General features: G+C 36.5%; 17 protein-coding genes and 1 tRNA gene. 15 read left to right on the top strand and 3 right to left on the bottom strand.

Features of this window, described 5'->3' with window-relative positions:
- Nucleotides 1-176: 176 nt before the first annotated feature.
- Nucleotides 177-302: a hypothetical protein gene (locus UGRO018_RS10530; protein WP_416326443.1), complete on the top strand. Its 126-nt coding sequence runs from the start codon at nt 177-179 to the stop codon at nt 300-302.
- Between the two features lie 89 nt (nt 303-391).
- Here UGRO018_RS10530 and UGRO018_RS10525 read toward each other — a convergent pair.
- Nucleotides 392-467 (bottom strand) — tRNA-Ala (locus UGRO018_RS10525).
- A 129-nt stretch (nt 468-596) separates the two neighbouring features.
- Here UGRO018_RS10525 and UGRO018_RS10520 point away from each other — a divergent pair.
- Both UGRO018_RS10520 and UGRO018_RS10515 read left to right on the top strand, forming a co-directional pair.
- Nucleotides 597-1,289 carry an AzlC family ABC transporter permease gene (locus UGRO018_RS10520; RefSeq protein ID WP_463667558.1) on the top strand — a complete coding sequence of 231 codons (693 nt, stop codon included), beginning with the start codon at nt 597-599 and terminating at the stop codon, nt 1,287-1,289.
- On the top strand, nt 1,286-1,615 hold the full coding sequence (locus UGRO018_RS10515) for a branched-chain amino acid transporter permease (protein ID WP_416326442.1): 330 nt from the start codon (nt 1,286-1,288) through the stop codon (nt 1,613-1,615). Before UGRO018_RS10520 ends, UGRO018_RS10515 begins: the two co-directional genes overlap by 4 nt.
- Before the next feature lie 17 nt (nt 1,616-1,632).
- On the opposite strand, the gene UGRO018_RS10510 is transcribed toward UGRO018_RS10515, so the two are convergent.
- Entirely contained in the window at nt 1,633-2,505 is an 873-nt protein-coding gene (locus UGRO018_RS10510; protein WP_416326441.1) for a LysR family transcriptional regulator, read from the bottom strand.
- Nucleotides 2,506-2,727: 222 nt separating this feature from the next.
- On the opposite strand from UGRO018_RS10510, the gene serC reads away from it, so the two are divergent.
- The 3 genes from serC to UGRO018_RS10495 all read left to right on the top strand — a co-directional run bounded on the left by serC (nt 2,728) and on the right by UGRO018_RS10495 (nt 7,305).
- On the top strand, nt 2,728-3,813 hold the full coding sequence (serC, locus tag UGRO018_RS10505; RefSeq protein ID WP_416326440.1) for a 3-phosphoserine/phosphohydroxythreonine transaminase: 1,086 nt from the start codon (nt 2,728-2,730) through the stop codon (nt 3,811-3,813).
- Between the two features lie 21 nt (nt 3,814-3,834).
- On the top strand, nt 3,835-4,992 hold the full coding sequence (locus tag UGRO018_RS10500) for a 3-phosphoglycerate dehydrogenase family protein (RefSeq protein ID WP_416326439.1): 1,158 nt from the start codon (nt 3,835-3,837) through the stop codon (nt 4,990-4,992).
- 171 nt (nt 4,993-5,163) lie between these two features.
- Nucleotides 5,164-7,305, top strand: coding sequence for a DNA topoisomerase (locus tag UGRO018_RS10495; protein WP_416326438.1), 2,142 nt, complete (start codon nt 5,164-5,166; stop codon nt 7,303-7,305).
- Between the two features lie 56 nt (nt 7,306-7,361).
- On the opposite strand, the gene UGRO018_RS10490 is transcribed toward UGRO018_RS10495, so the two are convergent.
- On the bottom strand, nt 7,362-7,523 hold the full coding sequence (locus UGRO018_RS10490; protein WP_416326437.1) for a hypothetical protein: 162 nt from the start codon (nt 7,521-7,523) through the stop codon (nt 7,362-7,364).
- 107 nt (nt 7,524-7,630) lie between these two features.
- Between UGRO018_RS10490 and UGRO018_RS10485 the strand changes: the two genes are divergently transcribed.
- From UGRO018_RS10485 to UGRO018_RS10445, 9 genes are all read left to right on the top strand, one after another.
- Complete coding sequence (locus tag UGRO018_RS10485) at nt 7,631-8,392, top strand: HAD-IIB family hydrolase (protein WP_416326436.1); 762 nt, start codon at nt 7,631-7,633, stop codon at nt 8,390-8,392.
- Nucleotides 8,393-8,485: 93 nt separating this feature from the next.
- Complete coding sequence (gene cdaA / locus UGRO018_RS10480; RefSeq protein WP_416326435.1) at nt 8,486-9,856, top strand: diadenylate cyclase CdaA; 1,371 nt, start codon at nt 8,486-8,488, stop codon at nt 9,854-9,856.
- Nucleotides 9,857-9,858: 2 nt separating this feature from the next.
- Nucleotides 9,859-11,250, top strand: coding sequence for a CdaR family protein (locus UGRO018_RS10475; RefSeq protein ID WP_416326434.1), 1,392 nt, complete (start codon nt 9,859-9,861; stop codon nt 11,248-11,250).
- A 22-nt stretch (nt 11,251-11,272) separates the two neighbouring features.
- Complete coding sequence (gene glmM, locus UGRO018_RS10470; protein ID WP_416326433.1) at nt 11,273-12,607, top strand: phosphoglucosamine mutase; 1,335 nt, start codon at nt 11,273-11,275, stop codon at nt 12,605-12,607.
- A gap of 189 nt (nt 12,608-12,796) precedes the next feature.
- The gene (locus UGRO018_RS10465; protein ID WP_416326432.1) at nt 12,797-13,456 is read left to right on the top strand and encodes a response regulator transcription factor; all 660 of its coding nucleotides are present in this window, start codon (nt 12,797-12,799) and stop codon (nt 13,454-13,456) included.
- Between the two features lies 1 nt (nt 13,457).
- A complete protein-coding gene (locus UGRO018_RS10460; protein WP_416326431.1) occupies nt 13,458-14,825 on the top strand; it encodes a HAMP domain-containing sensor histidine kinase in 1,368 nt (455 codons plus the stop codon).
- Nucleotides 14,826-14,921: 96 nt separating this feature from the next.
- Nucleotides 14,922-15,719: a class I SAM-dependent methyltransferase gene (locus tag UGRO018_RS10455; protein ID WP_416326430.1), complete on the top strand. Its 798-nt coding sequence runs from the start codon at nt 14,922-14,924 to the stop codon at nt 15,717-15,719.
- Between the two features lie 101 nt (nt 15,720-15,820).
- Nucleotides 15,821-16,528, top strand: coding sequence for an alpha/beta fold hydrolase (locus UGRO018_RS10450; protein ID WP_416326429.1), 708 nt, complete (start codon nt 15,821-15,823; stop codon nt 16,526-16,528).
- Entirely contained in the window at nt 16,521-18,086 is a 1,566-nt protein-coding gene (locus tag UGRO018_RS10445; protein WP_416326428.1) for a UDP-N-acetylmuramoyl-tripeptide--D-alanyl-D-alanine ligase, read from the top strand. Before UGRO018_RS10450 ends, UGRO018_RS10445 begins: the two co-directional genes overlap by 8 nt.
- The last annotated feature ends 9 nt before the right edge of the window (nt 18,087-18,095 follow it).

Below are 18,095 nucleotides of genomic sequence, written 5' to 3'. Positions count from 1 at the left end.
TATAAAACTACTATAAAGAGTTGATGATTTTTTTGATTTTAAGTGATAAAATGATGATTTACAATTTAAACGTAATTGGACTCAGAAATATTGAGAATATGTGACGGATTTATTATTATATACCTGTCAGAAATGATATGCATATGATTTCTCATGATGAATGAGAGAAAAAATAAATGAAAAAATTGATGATTGCTGGAGCTTGTGGTTTAATGCTTTTTGCTGTATGCGTTTTTGCAGGTGATACAAAACCTCAGCCTAAAGTAGCAGGTTCAGGCTTCCTTATTCGTGTAACTGTTTAAAAAATCTTAACATTTCGTTAAGACTTTTTTTTGTATATAGTTATAGTAGAAAAAATTCCGATAATTTATATCGGAATCTAATTTTAATATGGTGGAGCTTATCGGGATCGAACCGATGACCCCCTGCGTGCAAGGCAGGTGCTCTCCCAGCTGAGCTAAAACCCCATGTTTATTGCTCCAATAATATATCATGATAAAGTCCCACTTGTCAATACAAAAATGAAAAACTAGCATATTGCCAAAAGTACAAATATCTACTACAATGTTAACAATCAAAAGAAAGAGGGGATTTAAGTGAAGCAAGTGATAAAAGAAGCTATCCGTTTATCCTTTCCGGTCATGGTTGGATATGTCTTTTTAGGATTTGCTTTTGGTTTACTATGTCAAAATCAAGGATATTCATGGATATGGGCATTGTTAATGAGTACTTGTGTATACGCAGGAAGCATGCAATTTGTATTGCTAACTTTTTTTCACGCAGCATTTTCTTTGATAGAGGCATTTCTAGTTACGTTGAGTGTGAACGCAAGACAAATTTTTTATGGGATTTCCTTCTTAAAAGAATTTCAAACCATGGGAAAGAAAAAATGGTATATGATTTTTTCTTTAACAGATGAAACATATTCTTTATTATGTGCAATACCGGATAAAGAAAAACCTCATGGAAAACAGTTAATGTTTTGTATTTCCTTATTTGATCAATTATACTGGATCGTCGGTTCTGTTTTAGGGGCATTATTGGGAAGTGTTTTGAAATTTGATTCGACAGGAATTGATTTTGCGATGACAGCATTATTTACTGTGATCTTTGTGGAACAATGGCTTGCGACAAGCAATCATTTACCAGTGTATATTGCGATTGTCTGTATTGTGATGAGTGCAGTTATTTTTGGCTTGAGTAACTTCTTACTGCCAGCTTTGATTTTTCTTGTTATTTTATTGGTCATATTACAAAAACCTGTTGAGAGAAAGGAGAAACAGTTATGATAAGTATACATGAAAGTATAGCGATCATTGCCGTTGTTGCAGCTGTAACCTTTTTAACAAGAGCTCTTCCTTTTTTGATATTTAAAAACACAGCAGAGTTACCAGAAAAAATCGTATATTTGGGTAAAGTATTGCCTATGGCGATCATGCTTTGTCTTGTAATCTATTGTTTAAGAAATACTACTTTTTTAATATGGCCATATGGAATACCCGAATTGATTAGTGTTGGTGTCGTTGTGATATTGCATGTTTGGAAACGAAATAATATGATTTCTATTATTTGTGGAACATTGCTCTATATGTTTTTGATACAAATCGTGTTTTAAAAAAAGCGATTGCTCGCTTATAATAAACTAGATAGAAATTCTTCATATTCATCCATAAAAATCGTGTCTTTTAAGGTAATAAAAGTGAATTCACGTTGAATGTGAAAATCATTTAAAGGAATCCTCTGCATGGTTCCTTTTTTTAATTCATCTTCTACTGCAGCTTCATAAAGGAAGGTAATGCCCATGTTTTCTTGAACAAGATATTTAATAGCATTCATGTTACCAATTTCAATGGCGTTAGAAAAGTCTTTGATGGTAAGGTTGTTTTCCTTTAATATACGTTCTAAAATTTCTCTTGTGCCACTGCCTTCTTCTCTTATGATCAAGCGTTCTGATAGTAGATCTTTTAGACACCGGATTTCCTGTTTTGTTTGATAATTAGAGCCTTTTAAAGCAACATAAGGCTGTGTGCTGATTGATTTATGTACATATCGATGAGAAGGAAAGTATCCCTCTACGATTGCAAAACTAATATCACCTGCTTCTAGCATTTCCAAAAGGTTTGCGGTGTTTTCCACGATCATGGTCATATTGGTATTAGGGTGGGTTTTTAAAAAGGTATGGATCTTCTCAGGTAAGATATATTCACCTATGGTCAAGGTAGCACCGAATTTCAAATGTTTGACTTCATGGATATTCTGCATGGTCTCCATGATCCTTTTTTCATCAGATGCCATGGTATGTAAACAGTTCGCAAGGTATTCACCCTGTCTTGTTAAAGTTAAATTTTTTCCTTGATGTTCAAAGAGCTTAACTTGATACGTAGTTTCTAAATAACGGATATGTTGGGATACTGCAGGCTGCGTGATGCATAAAATATCGGCGGCTTTCGTATAATTTAATGTTTTTGATAAGGTAAGAAACGTATATAAACGATAGTCTAGCATAGATAAAACTCCTTTTTCCAATAGTATATCATGGAAATAGAAAAAGGAAAAGAATGTTGTGTTCTTGTTTTGTGAACAAATGACTTTGAATTGTCTACATTAAGAAAACTTCTTCCATTTTTATTACAAAACTTTTCAAAGACTCTTTCATTTTATTTCATTTGTGCTATAATTGAAATCACTAACATATGATGTTAAGAAGAAAGGAAGGTGCCGATATTTATGGCCGAAAACAGAATTTTCAATTTTTCAGCAGGACCATCCATGCTGCCACTGGAGGTATTACAGAAAGCACAATCGCAGATGTTAAACTATGAGGGTAGTGGAATGTCGGTCATGGAGATGAGTCATCGTTCCAAAGCATATGATGAAATCATTACAAATACGCAGGCAAGATTACGCCGCATTTTGAATATACCTGACAACTATAAAGTATTGTTCATGCAAGGAGGAGGAACCATGCAATTCTCAATGGTACCTTTGAACTTATTGAACAAGGGAAAAGCTGATTATATCGTGACTGGTTATTTTGCGGACAAAGCTTATAAAGAAGCATGTAAATATGGAGATATTAGTGTTGCTGCAACTAGCAAGGATAAAGATTATACGTATATTCCCGCTCAGCAGGATCTGACATTAAATGCAGATGCTGATTATGTTTATCTTTGCGCAAACAATACGATTTATGGTACTGAATGGCAATATGTGCCTGAAACAGGAAACGTACCGATCGTAGCTGATATGTCCAGTGATATCTTAAGTAAACCGATTGATGTATCTAAGTTTGGTATCATTTTCGCAGGTGCACAGAAAAACATGGGCTGTGCTGGTTTAACTGTTGGTATCGTACGTGAGGATCTGATGGGAAATGCAAAAGAAAATACTCCTGTCTTATTAGATTATAAAACATTAGCTGATAAAGATTCTATGTACAATACACCTCCAACTTATGCAATCTATATTCTAGGACTTGTTTTGGAATGGATCGAAAACATGGGCGGAGTAGAAGTAATGCAGGAAAAGAACAGAAAGAAAGCAGCAATGCTGTATGATTATTTAGATGGTTCTGATTTCTATACTACAACTGCAAATAAAGCAGATCGTTCTATGATGAATGTTACATTCCGTTCACCTAATGCTGAACTAGACGCAAAATTTGCGAAAGAAAGTGCAGCTGCAGGTATGAGCAATTTGAAAGGACATCGTGCTGTTGGTGGTATGCGTGCTTCTATTTACAATGCTATGCCGGTAGAGGGTGTTGAAAAATTAATAGATTTCATGAAGAAATTTGAAGCAGAGAACAAATAAAAAAGGGAGAGCTAATATTTTATGAAGATAAAATTATTTAATAAAATCGCACAAATTGGTTTAGATCAATTTAATGCAGACTATGAATGTAGCGAAGATTTTGATAACTATGATGCAATCATGGTACGTAGTGCAAAGTTACATGATGTAACGTTTGCGAAAGATTTGAAATGTATTGCCAGAGCTGGTGCTGGTGTCAATAATATTCCTTTGGATCGTTGTGCTGAAGAGGGAATCGTTGTATTTAATACACCAGGTGCCAATGCCAATGCCGTTAAGGAGTTGGTTATTGCTTCTTTGATTCTTTCCGGAAGAAAGATTGCACAAGGTATCAATTGGGTAAGATCTTTGGAAGAAGATGATATCAGCAAAGTGATCGAAAAAGGAAAAAGTAATTTTGTGGGACCTGAAATCGCAGGCAAAAAGCTTGGTGTCATCGGGTTAGGCGCAATTGGTGTTCAGGTAGCAAATGCGGCAGCCGCAATGGATATGGAAGTTTACGGTTATGACCCATATATTTCTGTTCAGGCAGCTTGGACATTAAAGGCAAGAATCAATCATGCAAAAGATTTGAAAACGATCTTTGAAGAATGTGATTACATTACAGTACATGTTCCTTATATGGAAGCTACAAAAAACATTGTAGGAGCTGAGGCATTTGATTTAATGAAGGATGGCGTACGTATCTTAAACTTTGCACGTGGTGGTTTGGTCGATGAAGAAGCAATGGCAAAAGCACTTGCATCTGGTAAGGTTGGATGTTATGTTACAGATTTCCCTACAAAAGAATTATTGGCATTTGATAATGTCATAGGTGTGCCTCATCTTGGAGCATCTACTCCTGAAAGTGAAGATAATTGTGCTGTTATGGCGGCAAATGAAATTCGTGACTATTTAGAGAACGGTAATATTACTCATTCTGTTAATATGCCGGATATTCAGATGGCTCAGGAAGCAAAATATCGTATTTGTATCATCAATAAAAATATACCAAACATGGTTGGTGAAATGACAACAAAACTTGCGAATGTTGGTATTAACATTGAAAATATGGCAAACAAAGCAAAAAAAGATTATGCTTATACCATTTTGGAAACAAATGATGAGATCAGTCAGGAACTGTTGGATAAATTGGCAGCTCAGGATGGCATCAAATCAGTTCGTTTGATTGTAAAATAATAAAGAAAGTACAGGGTTTTACTTAAGATCCTGTGCTTTTTTTGATATTCACATACATAGGAAAAGTTACATGAAAAGCTAAGCAAGGGAAAGGATCTGGTTGCTTTGTTTTTTTGCGCAGGTGTTTTAAATTGTGTTATAATTAAAAAACATGTGAAAAGGAGGAACTTCATGAAGTCATTGATCATAGCGGAAAAGCCGGAATTAGGTAGAGCCATTGCCAAAGCAATCGATGGGCCAGATAAAGAAGTAAGAGGTGTGATCGAAAAAAAGAATGTGGTCATTACATGGGCATATGGGCATTTGTTGCGTTTGGCTGAGCCTGATGAATATGATAAAAAATATAAACAATGGCGAAAAGAAGATCTTCCAATATGTTTTGATCAATGGAAGCTAGTACCTGATGGTTCAAAAAAGGAGCGAGTAGAACAGATCGTTGCTTTGATGAAGGAATGTGATCAGATCATTCATGCAGGTGACCCTGATGATGAAGGACAGTTTCTGATTGATGAGATTTTAGATTATGCAAAAAATGATAAGCCGGTAAAACGAGTTTATATCAATGATAATACACCGGCTAATATCAAAAAGGCTTTCCATGACTTGATAGATAACGATGAACGTTTAAGAGCAGTTGGAAAAAGTGCATACGCTAGGGCAGTTGCGGATTATGTAGTCGGTATTAATTATTCCAGACTTTATTCTTTGGCATTACGTAGGAAAGGTATGAGTGTTGGTAGGGTACAAAGTCCTACGCTTGGATTGATCGTGACAAGAGATGAATTGATCGACCATCACAAAAAGCAAAAATACTATGAGATGGAGATACAAGGTGATGTAAAAGATCCTGAAACAAATATTCACTTTTCATTAAAGCCAAAAAACGATCTTTTGGATGATGGAAAACATATCCTTTCTCAAAAGGTGATGCAGGAAATGGCGGATGATATCATGGAACAGCCTCAGCGTAAGGTTAAGGTTGATGAAAAACTTGTGGATATCAAACCACCCTTACCATTTAATTTAGCGAAATTACAAGCGCATATGAATACCAAATATGGCTTTGATCTTAGTAAAACAGATGCAATCACACAGACCTTACGTGATAAATATCAAGCAATTACTTATAATCGAAGTGATTCTCAATATTTAAAGGAAGAGCATTTTCAAGAGGCTGATAAAGTATTGCCTCATGTCATGCAAAAGCTAAATGAAACATATCCTGTAGATTATCAGATTCATTCCGAATGCTTTAATGATAAATTTGTTACAGCACATCATGCGATCATACCGACCATGTCAGATTTTCGTATAGAGGCATTGTTGCCTGATGAACGTAAAGTATATGAGGAAATATGTCATCGTTATCTGATGCAGTTTTTGCCACCAATCAAAAAACGTCAAGTAAGTGCTGTCATACCTTGTTCGTATGGGGATCTTAAAGCGACGAGCACCTTTGTATTAGAAGAAGGATATAAGCAATATTTCAAGCAAGAAAAGGAAGAAACAGAGGATCAGGATGCCGGTAAATTTGATCTTCCTAAGGGAGAGTATCCGATTACCTTGCATGATGCCAATGTGTTAGAAAAACAAACCAATCCTCCAAAGCGCTATACACAAGCATCTTTGATCAAAGATATGACGAGCATCGCCAAATATGTGGAAGATAAAGAAATTAAGGAAATCTTGAAGAAAAAGGATAAAGATAAAAAAGGGGAGAATGGTTCCATCGGAACCAGTGCAACAAGGAGTCAGATCGTAGAAACATTGATCAAACGTGGCTATGTGGAAATGAAAGGAAAAAATATCATTTCTACACAGCTTGGAAAAGATTTTTATCATCTATTGCCTGAGGAAATAAAAAAAGCTGATCTGACTGCTAAGTGGTGGGTGATACAAGAGGATATCAAGGAAGGAAATGCTGATGTATCTACCTTGGTACAAAGTGTATTAGATGCGTTTACGCCTCATTTAAAAGAAAATCTGTCTAATTTAAAGGCAGGAGGTGAGGTGCCGATCGATGATGATCGAGAAGCTATTGGAGTATGTCCTGTTTGTGGTAATAAAATCGTAGAACATAGCAAAGGCTTTGGTTGTGTGAATTATCGTAATGGGTGTAAGTTTGCGATTTGGAAGGATGATCGTTTTTTTAAGGATATCGGTAAAGAAGTCAGTAAGCCGATGGCTGAAAAATTATTAAAGGATAAATATTGTTTGGTCAAACTGATCCAACAGGATACAGAAATTGTGAAGATCTTACAAATGGGTGTAAGAAATGGTAGAGCAATCTATCGTCTTTTAGATAAAAAATAAAAAACCCTGCAGCACCATCATTGATAAGCAGGATTTTTTATTTTCTCTAAATTGGACTACTGTTCTTCGTAGTAGCAGCCTTCTTCTTGAGAAGGAGGGAAACGTCTGCCCTCTTCGACGTCAATGTCGTTATACATTTCTTTGCCGTCTGCGTCATAACAAGCATATTTACCAGTTTTTTCGCAGTTCATTCCTGGGCGGTATTTTTTACGTGCCATTTCTAACACCTCCTGACTCTAGTATGGGACAGGGAATAAAAAGTTATACATTTTCTTGTAATTTGTTTGAAAGTTGGTAAAATGAATGTAGTTGGAGGGTTTATGGTATGAAAGTATTGGCAAGTGATTATGATGGTACCTTGCGTACCTCAAAAACAGTGGATCGTAAAGATATAGAAGCGATTCATGCATTTCGTAAAGCAGGAAATATGTTTGGACTGGTAACAGGTAGAAGTATGGAGTCTATAAAAAAGGAAATAGAACTAAATCAATTTGAATTTGATTTTATCATAGCGAACAATGGCGGTGTTGTCTATGATGGAAAGCTAGAAAAGCTTCAATGTCTTTATATGGATTTCAATCGAGCTTTGGATATCATTGCTTATATCAAAACGTTGGATTGTGTTTCCTTTGTGATCAATGATGGATATCATCGTTATAAAGTTCGTGTAGATGAAAATCAAATCGATCATAAATATGGGGATATGCAAGAAGTCACCAATGAGGAAGAGGTATTGGATCGTGGTAAGATCGCACAGTTGGTCATTTCTTTGAATGATCAGATGTTAGCCCATGAAATTAGCACCTACATCAATTCTCAGTTTAAGGGGTATGTGGTTGCTTATCCAAATGTCAATTGCGTAGATATCGTGCCTGAAGGTGTTTCCAAGGCAGAGGGTCTTTATGTGATCGAAAGCTATTATGATCTTCAACATGATGATATTTATGCGATAGGGGATTCTTTTAATGATATTCCTATGCTAGAGGAATTTCATGGGTTGGCAGTAGCACATGCCCAACAAGATATCCTTGATGTAGCACAAAGTGTCTATCCGGATATTGCATCAGCAATTCAAGATTTTATGTGACATGTCTTTCATCAGCATGTCTTTTTGTATTGAAAAACTATAGGTATATAGCTACTGTTTATGGTATAATAATCTAGCGAGAGGAGTGTTTTTATGTTCAAGTATCTGACACTTAGCAACTTATTAACGATCCTGAAACAGCTGGTGGATATTGGCTGTGTGTGGATATTGCTTTATTATCTTTTAAAAATTGTGAAAAATAATTCTAGGACCATTCAGATTTTTAAGGGGATTTTGGTTATTGTTATTGTACAATGGCTGGCATCTTTCCTTGGTCTTCATACCATAGAAACCATAACTGGGGCAATCATGAACTGGGGTATCATTGCGATCATTATCATATTCCAACCGGAAATTCGAAATATATTGGAAAAGATAGGAAAGACGAATGTATTCTCCCGAATCTCAACATTAACATATAATGAAAGAGAAAACTTGGTGGAGGAGCTGGTAAAGGCTTGTACGGAAATGTCTAAGACAAAGACCGGAGCATTGATTTCTTTGGAACAAGGACATTCTTTAAGTGATTATATCAAAACCGGAACACCAATGAATTCTGTTGTTTCCAGTGAATTGTTGTGTTCAATATTTCAATATGGGACACCACTTCATGATGGTGCTGTCATCATACAGGGAGTAAAAATTGCTTGTGCGGCTGCTTATTTCCCACCGACGACAAGAGAGCTTCCTACAAGCTATGGTGCAAGACATCGAGCTGCTGTGGGAATCAGTGAAATAACGGACTCTGTGACCATCATCGTGAGTGAGGAAACAGGAAACATTTCAGTTGCACAGGGTGGAAAACTATCTGTCATATCTCCAAGTCATTTGCATGAATTCTTGATGATGATCGTTTGTCAAAAACAACCGGGCAAGGAAAAAGAAGATAAGCTAGATCTGGAGAAGGAAGCATTAAAAGAATCCATGGAAGCAAACAATGGTAAAAAGCCGGGTGTATTCTCCCATTATTTCAAAGGGAAAAAGCGTGCGAACAAAACCAAGGATATACAAGAGAATAAGTATTCCAAAACAAAGAAAGATGATCCTGTGGATGTCTTGCAAAGTGATGATGTCATTGTAGATAATGAAATCGAAAAGCTTGGCATTGAGGATCTGATGCAGACGCAAGAGGATGCACCTCTTGATCAATTATTCGAAACCATCGTTGTGGATGCTTTGAAGGATGATGATAAAAAAGAGGATAAACAAGTAGATACCAAGGAAGTTCAGGCAATAAGTGAGGAACCAAAAGAAATTGTGGAAGAAAAGCCTAAGAAACGTGGACGTCCAAAAAAGAAAAAAGAAGAACCTTCCAAAACAGAGGAAGAAAAGCCAAAGAAAAAGACCCGAAAAAAGAAACATACTGAAGAAATCATGGATGATGTGATTCAAGCCGAAGAAATCATCTATGATGATGAACGTGTGGAATCTTCCCCAAAAGATTCAAATGAAGGGAGGAAATAAGCATGGCTAAGAAAAAGAAAAAAACACAGCTAAGCTCAGAAGGAAAAACAGAGCTTGCGAAGGCGATTGCGGAAAAAAGTCAGAATTTTGCGAAAACGTATGCCAATGTAGAGAATCAGATAGCAAGATTTTTTCGTTGGTTAAGCGGTTGGTTGGATAAACTGTTATTCAATCAAAAGCATGGTAAGCTTGTAGCTCTTGTGCTTGCAATGTTCTTTTATATCGCAATGTCCGGTGGACAGGCTTTATTGGAAACGGATAAGATCAATAAAGATTTAGGTGATAATTTTCATGTAGAAGCAAGAACAAGTTCTCAATTATTTGAGGTAAGCGGTCTTCCTGAGAATGTTCAAGTGTCTGCAGTCGGTGATATCAGTGATATCAAAAATTTAAAGCAACAGCAAAATATCAAGGTAATCGCTGATTTGACCGGATTAACCGAAGGAACACATAATGTGACCCTTGAGGTAGAGAATGCGCCAAATAGAGTGGAAATCAAATTAAATCCTTCTACAGCTGTTGTTACCATAAAGAAAACCAGTATTCGACGTTTCTCACCCGGATATGATTTTGTGAATAAAAGCTCTATGGACAATACGTATGATTTAAGTGAACAGGTCTTAGAGAAAGGTGAAGTATTTGTTCGTGCTAGCAAGGATACTTTAGATAAGATTGCTTATGTAAAAGCATTGATCGTGGTGGATAAAGATACCACAGAGGATTTTGAACAAACTGCAAAGATTTTTGCATATGATGCCAACGGAGATAAAATAGAGAATGTGAATATCATGCCTAGTACGGTGAAGGCAAGTGTAAAAGTAACCAAACCTAGTAAGGATGTCAAAATAGAACTTGTTCCTACAGGTATCGTGCCAAATGATAAAGCGATTGAATCTTATACATTGGATCATGATACGGTAACTCTGTTTGGTAAGCAGGAGATCTTAGATATGATCGATTCCTTGCCGATTACAATACCGGCTAGTACATTGACTTCTAATCGAGAAATCAATATGCCGGTGCCATTGATGAATGGTGTTTCTAAAACAAGCTTTAGTGTAGTCAATATCAATATTAAGTTGGCAGATGCGAAAGAAAAGACAGTCAAGGATGTACCGATTACAGTGAAGAATGGTATTGACGGATTAACTTATAAAGTAGTTGCAGATGATACTTCGAATGCAACAAGTGAGGTAACCGTTAAGGGTGCTCAAAAGGTAATTGATGAAATTGGTAAAGATGATATCAGCATTTATGTTGATGTCAGCAAGATCGAGCAAGAAGGCACCTATAAGGATATCTCGTTGACAGTGGAAGGAAAGAATAAGCTGGCAACCTATGAATTGAAGCATGCAACGGTAACCGTTCAGGTTAGCGGTACTGCAAATAAATAGAGGAAAGGAATAGAATACACATATGGGAAAATATTTTGGTACAGATGGCGCAAGAGGACGTGCAAATGAAACATTAACATTAGCGATGGCAGTTAAAATCGGCCAGTATCTAGGATGGTATTATGGAAAAGAACGCCATGCGAAGATTTTGATCGGAAAGGATACTCGATTAAGTAGTGACATGTTTGAAATGGGATTGGCAGCCGGTGCAACGAGCACTGGAGCTGTTGTCTATCTATTAGGCGTTTGTCCTACACCAAGCGTATCTTATTTGATACAAAAGGAACAATTCGATTGTGGAATCATGGTAAGTGCAAGTCACAATCCATTCCATGATAATGGAATTAAGTTATTTAATGGTGATGGATGTAAAATGAATCCTGAAATTGAAGTACAAGTGGAAGCTTATATTGACGGAGAAGCTGAAATCGATATCGCAAAAGATGAAAAGATCGGTCATGTCATTGCTTGGGATGAAGGTTTAGAGCTTTATGAATCTTGGCTGAAATCTGTTGTAGATATCGATTTGAATGGAATGAACATCGCTTTGGATCTGGCAAATGGAAGTGCTACAAGTTGTGCAGCAGAAACACTTTCCGCATTGGGAGCAACCGTAGAGGTCATTCATTCCTCTCCAAATGGTATCAATATCAATACCAAATGCGGTTCTACGCATCCGGAAGAATTACAGCGTATGATGAGAGAAGGGGATTACCATGTTGGGTTTGCTTTTGATGGTGATGCCGATCGTTTGATTGCCGTAGATGAGGATGGAAATCTGATCGATGGAGATCATATCATGTACATTTGTGGTTGTTTCATGCATGATCAAGGCATTCTTCATGAAGATGTCGTTGTTACGACCGTAATGAGTAATCTTGGATTATATCATGCATTGACTGCAAAAGGAATCAAATTCGAACAAACTGCTGTCGGAGATAAATATGTCTTTGAATGTATGAAGGAGCATGATTACTCCATCGGTGGGGAGCAAAGCGGTCATATCATCTTCAATGAACATGAAAATACCGGAGATGGATTGATGACAGCCTTAAAGCTTTTGGAAATCATGGTAGCAACTAAGAAATCTTTAAAAGAGTTGAGTGAGGATCTATTTATCTATCCTCAGCTATTGATCAATACACCGGTACAAGATAAGCATAAGGCAATGGAAGATGCTGAATTAAAAGCAGCGATTGATTGCGTTGCAGATGAACTTGGTGATGAAGGAAGAATCTTAGTAAGACCAAGTGGTACAGAGCCATTGGTACGTGTCATGGTAGAAGCAAAGACAGATGAGCTATGTGAAACATACGTAAACCGTATCATTGATTTCATTCGTGAAAAGGGACTTTAGTAAATATAAGGCAGATAAAGGAAACATTTCATTTTATCTGCCTTTTCTTTGATTTAGCACCAGAATCATTACAATTATGTGAGAAGCATGGGTAAAGCAAAGGAAATTTCAGAAAAAACAACAGGATGTGGAAAAGTCCTTTTTTTTTCACATAATTTAGTCTAAAATAGTAAGTAAGAGGTGATTTCTGTGAAAAAAGTAATTTGTGTTGTAGAAGATGAAAAGGCAATCAATGATCTGGTAGCCCAATATTTGAAAAAGGAAGGCTATGAGGTAAGAAGTTATTATACATATGAAGAAGCAAGTGCACATGTGAGTGACGATGATGTGCATCTTTGGATCTTAGATATCATGTTAGATGATAAGAGTGGTTTTGACTTGATCGAAGAAATTCGATTACAAGGAAAAGATATTCCGGTTATCTTCATGTCAGCGAGAGATAAAGAATTTGATCGTATCATTGGTTTGGAAAAGGGTAGTGATGATTATATTACAAAACCGTTTTCGCCAAAAGAAATGGTGCTTCGTGTCAACAATGTAATGAAGCGAGTGTATAAGGAAGAAAATAATCGTATCATGGTAGACGGTTATGAATTAGATGAAGAACAACGTAAGGTGTTCGATCATGGAAATGAAATTGATTTGACCACAAAAGAGTTTGATTTATTAATGTTGTTTATCAAAAATAAAGGAATGGCATTTAATCGAGATAAAATCTTAACCAGTGTATGGGAAGAAAACTATTTCGGAAGTGATCGTGTCGTGGATGATACCCTACGTCGTTTACGTAAAAAACTACCGAATCTGAACATTCATACCATCTACGGCTTCGGCTACAGGTTAGGATGATATGAGAAGGTTTAATGAATTCATAAAACAGTTATCTTTAACTCAGCAGCTGTTTGCGTTAATTTTTTGTTTTGTTACATTCTTTGCGTTGTTTTTCTTCGTATATTTAAATGGTAATGTAGATAAGGTGTTCCGTGATATGGTCTTTGATACAGTGAAAACCAGTCAAGAGGCTAGTGCGGAATCAAGGGAAGTCATCAATGGTAAGATTCTATATCCTGAATTTAATGATGTAAAAACAACAATGCTAATTTATAGTGATGATAAACAAGCCTTTTATTATACATCAGATATCGGAGCCAGTGTAGATGAGTGGGCACAGATTCAAAAAAACATCATGATCATGGAAAAGAATAAGGAAGCAAGTATCATGGGGTTTTATCCCAAAGCATCGACATCCTATGATTCCTATTATTACATCAGTAAGGTAGATGATGATACTTATCTGGTATCAAGACGTGTAGATAAAAGTGTAGATAAATATAAAGACGCTTTGGTTAATAGTGTCATTTATATTACTGTGATCGTGGTAGGGTTCTTCTTCATCATTCTAATGATGTGGGTGATTACCTTGATTCATCCTTTAAATCAGATTAGAAATTATATCGAAAAGGTCAAACAAGGGAAAGATGCAGAATTGCATATGAACCGTAAGGATGAGATCGGAGAGCTTGCGGAAGCGTTGATCAGTATGCGAGAGGAATTGAGAAAGCAAGAAAAAACGAAAGAAGATATGATCCATAACATCTCACATGACCTGAAAACGCCAATTGCGACGATCAAGTCTTATGGAGAAAGTATCAAGGATGGTATTTATCCTTATGATACTCTGGAAAAAAGTGTGGATGTGATCATTGAAAATGCAGATCGTTTAGAAAGCAAGGTTCATTCTTTATTGTTTATGAATCGTGTAGAATATTTGATTTCTCAGGATGTTGAAGGAATTTCTTCAGATATGAAGGAAATTGTAGAGAAGGTCGTTCAAGCTAATAAAGTCATTAAGCCGGAAATTGAATTTGTGACTGATCTTGGAGAGGTTTGGTTTGATGGGCTTGCCGAACCATGGCGTGTTGCCGTAGAAAATATCGTGGAAAATGCGCTTCGTTACGCCAAAACAAAAATTGAAATCCATTTAAATGAAGAGGATGGATTGACCATTGCCAATGATGGACCTTGTATGGATGAGGATCGCATTAAGGTGTTATTTAAGCCATATGAGAAGGGCCAGGGTGGAAAATTCGGCTTAGGTTTATCGATCGTTGCTAAGGTCGTAGCGGCCAATCATTATGAGGTTTGCGGAGAAAATACCGCAGAAGGAGTCATCTTCCGTATCACCAAACCTATACAACAAACGAAAAAAGGTCGTTAAAAAGCAGACATCATTGTCTGTTTTTTTCAATGACAATATCATTTTTATATGATAAAATAACGAAAATAATAAAAGAAAAGAGAGGATGGTACTATTATGATAAAGAAACCACATATTGATCATGGCATAGGTTTTGATTGGGATAAGGCTTCTGTGGATTACGCAAAATATAGAGATATTTATCCTGATGAATTTTATCAGAAATTGATAGATCTTCATTTATGTGATAAGGATATGCATGTATTGGATATCGGTACGGGAACAGGAGTATTACCAAGAAATCTCTATGATACAAAAGCAAAGTTTATTGGCATTGATAACGCTAGCCAACAAATTGCATATGCGAAAGAATTGGCAAAAAAAGCAGGGATGGATATTCCGTTTTTCTGTATGCCTGCAGAAAAAATAGATTCCTTACATCATTCTTTTGATACGGTTTTAGCATGTCAATGTTTCACTTATTTTGATCATGATATCTTGGCTAAGATACTTTCTGAAGTATTAAATGAGAATGGTAGATTTGCAATCTTGTATATGGCATGGCTTCCTTTTGAGGATAAGATTGCGGGAATGAGCGAAGACTTGATTTTATCCTATCATCCTCAATGGACAGGCTGTAAGGAAGTTCGTCATGCAATTGAGATACCCCAAGTCTATGATCATTATTTTGAAAAGGAACACGAAGAAGTATTTGATTTGAGGGTTCCTTTTACGAAAGATCGTTGGAATGGCAGAATCAAATCCTGTCGAGGAGTAGATGCTTCCTTAAGTGAAGTAGATATCATACGTTTTGATGAAGAGCATAGAGCTATGCTGGATGCGATCGCACCGGAAAACTTCGATGTGCTTCATTATGTGGCAATTACTGTCTTGAAAAAGAAAACCAAATTCTAATAAGAAAATGTAAGCAGCAGCTCTAAAATAGACTGACTGCTTATTTTAGGTCTAAAAAAGGAAGATCCTGTCATATAGTAGTAAAGACAGGAGGGAATCAAATGGCAGTATATCATAATCAAATCATCAACTGTACCTTTTCAGGTGAAGGTCAAGGCATGATCCTTCTGCATGGGTGGGGTCAAAATGCTTATATGATGAAATTTATACAAGATCATTTCGCAAAACACTATCGTGTCATGAATCTGGATCTACCGGGTTTTGGAGAAAGCGAAGAACCATCACATGCTTGGACCTTACAAGAATATGCGGATTGTGTCCATACTTTGGCAAGTGATGCCGGTATACAAAAACCGATCCTTATTGCGCATTCTTTTGGCGCTCGTATCGCTTTTCGCTATGTACTAAGCTATCCGGTAGAAAAGATGATCTTAACCGGAGCGGCAGGTATACGTAAGCACTATACTTGGGATTATTATGTTAGGGTATATACGTATAAGCTTTTGAAAAAGATGAAGTTGAAGGCAAATCTAGGTAGTAGTGATTATCAAAGTGCTTCACCCATCATGCGTGGAGTGCTGGTACAAGCAGTCAATGAGGATATCAGTGATCAATTACATCTCATTGATGTTGAAACCTTATTGGTTTGGGGAGAAAAGGATACGCAAACACCATTATGGATGGGAAAAATGATGGAAAAGGAAATGAAGAATGCTGCATTAGTCGTTTTGGAAAAGGAGGATCACTTTGCGTATTTTCATCAAAGCTTTCGTTTCTTACGCATTGTGGATGCATTTTTAGATGCGTGAAATAGGTATTGATTGGTTCATTCTTCTTTGTTATTCCTTTGTCATGATAAAATACAGTACGATGATCTTGCAACAGAACCATTATCATATGGATCGTTATATCCACTGGTTAAAGATGAATTGGTTTCAGAAAAAAACGGTCGTGATTACCCTTCTTTTATGTTTGATGTATGTTACTTTGATATTAGATAAGGCATATCAAAAGGAAGTTATCCTTTTGGCAATGGCAGTGGTAGCTTATTTAGCTTATAAATTAGATAGAGAAATCCATTATCGATTGCCATTAAAGTTGACCCATAGAGTCAAACGCTTATTGCTGGTCCGTATCCTTTTGTATTTGATATTCGCCTGCATCATGTGTCGATTATCAGAAACGTTGTGGGTTTATCTAACACCTTGGTTTTTCTGGTTACCTTTTTTTGAATTGATCCTTAGTATGTTGCTTATATCACCGTTAGAAGAGATGATTCAACGCTACTATGTAGAAGATGCAAAGGAAATTTTGAAAAAAAGAAATGATCTTACCATCATTGGTATCACTGGAAGTTATGGAAAAACATCGGTAAAAACGATCTTATATACATTGTTATCGGATGAATTCGATACCTTGATGACACCGAAGAGCTTTAATAATAAAATGGGAATTACATTAACGATACGTAATTCGCTCAAGGGTCTTCATCAACTGTTTTTATGTGAAATGGGCGCAGATCATGTAGGAGAAATTCTTTCCCTTATGCATTTTGTTAAACCACAGATCGGTATCGTGACGGCCATTGGTCCACAACATTTATCGACCTTTCATTCCATGGATAACATAGTGAGAGAAAAGATGTATATGATCGAAGAATTACCGGCTGGTGGAATCGGCTTTTTGAATGCAGATAATTCCTATATTCGATCTCATCCTTTGGCTTGTTCGTGTCGTATGGTATGGTTTGGTAAGGATCCGATATCAGATTATCGTATTGTGAATATTCAGCCCAACGCAACAGGTACCAACTTCACGATACAATATAAAGAGCATCATTATGATTTCACTACTTGTTTACTAGGTGAACATAATGTCTATAATTTATGTGCCGCAATTGCTGTAACTCATGAACTTGGTGTATCGTTTGAGGTATTAAAGCAACGGATTCTTTTGGTGCCTTTTATCAAGCATCGTTTACAAATCGTTTCAACACAACCGTATACCTTGATCGATGATGCCTATAATGCAAACCCACAAGGTGCTCATTATGCATGTCAAGTTTTAAAACAAATGAAGGAACGTACCATTATCGTAACACCGGGAATGATTGAGCTTGGTGCCATTGAGGATCAAGCAAACAAAGATTTTGGTAAAGAAATGGCAGAGTGTGTGGATGATGTCATATTGGTTGGGATCAAGCAAACAAAGAAAATTAAGGAAGGGTTACTCGAACAAGGATTTGAGGAATCACATCTCTTTGTCTGCAAGGATTTTACCACTGCTTTGGATACATTGAAGCACATTGTCAAAAATGGAGATGTCGTATTGTTGGAAAACGATCTTCCTGATGCCTTTTCTCATTAACCAAAATGA

Origin of the sequence: Hoskinsella mucinilytica (genome assembly GCF_045223415.1) — a bacterium.
Taxonomy (GTDB): Bacteria; Bacillota_I; Bacilli_A; order Erysipelotrichales; family Erysipelotrichaceae; genus Hoskinsella; species Hoskinsella mucinilytica.
This window is presented reverse-complemented; position numbering and strand designations above follow the sequence as displayed.

Bases quoted from the DNA above. Each gene is read 5' to 3' on its own strand.
- UGRO018_RS10530 (WP_416326443.1), top strand. From the start codon at position 177: ATGAAAAAATTGATGATTGCTGGAGCTTGTGGTTTAATGCTTTTTGCT.
- UGRO018_RS10515 (WP_416326442.1), top strand. From the start codon at position 1,286: ATGATAAGTATACATGAAAGTATAGCGATCATTGCCGTTGTTGCAGCT.
- UGRO018_RS10510 (WP_416326441.1), bottom strand. From the start codon at position 2,505: ATGCTAGACTATCGTTTATATACGTTTCTTACCTTATCAAAAACATTA.
- serC (WP_416326440.1), top strand. From the start codon at position 2,728: ATGGCCGAAAACAGAATTTTCAATTTTTCAGCAGGACCATCCATGCTG.
- UGRO018_RS10500 (WP_416326439.1), top strand. From the start codon at position 3,835: ATGAAGATAAAATTATTTAATAAAATCGCACAAATTGGTTTAGATCAA.
- UGRO018_RS10495 (WP_416326438.1), top strand. From the start codon at position 5,164: ATGAAGTCATTGATCATAGCGGAAAAGCCGGAATTAGGTAGAGCCATT.
- UGRO018_RS10490 (WP_416326437.1), bottom strand. From the start codon at position 7,523: ATGGCACGTAAAAAATACCGCCCAGGAATGAACTGCGAAAAAACTGGT.
- UGRO018_RS10485 (WP_416326436.1), top strand. From the start codon at position 7,631: ATGAAAGTATTGGCAAGTGATTATGATGGTACCTTGCGTACCTCAAAA.
- cdaA (WP_416326435.1), top strand. From the start codon at position 8,486: ATGTTCAAGTATCTGACACTTAGCAACTTATTAACGATCCTGAAACAG.
- UGRO018_RS10475 (WP_416326434.1), top strand. From the start codon at position 9,859: ATGGCTAAGAAAAAGAAAAAAACACAGCTAAGCTCAGAAGGAAAAACA.
- glmM (WP_416326433.1), top strand. From the start codon at position 11,273: ATGGGAAAATATTTTGGTACAGATGGCGCAAGAGGACGTGCAAATGAA.
- UGRO018_RS10460 (WP_416326431.1), top strand. From the start codon at position 13,458: ATGAGAAGGTTTAATGAATTCATAAAACAGTTATCTTTAACTCAGCAG.
- UGRO018_RS10455 (WP_416326430.1), top strand. From the start codon at position 14,922: ATGATAAAGAAACCACATATTGATCATGGCATAGGTTTTGATTGGGAT.
- UGRO018_RS10450 (WP_416326429.1), top strand. From the start codon at position 15,821: ATGGCAGTATATCATAATCAAATCATCAACTGTACCTTTTCAGGTGAA.
- UGRO018_RS10445 (WP_416326428.1), top strand. From the start codon at position 16,521: ATGCGTGAAATAGGTATTGATTGGTTCATTCTTCTTTGTTATTCCTTT.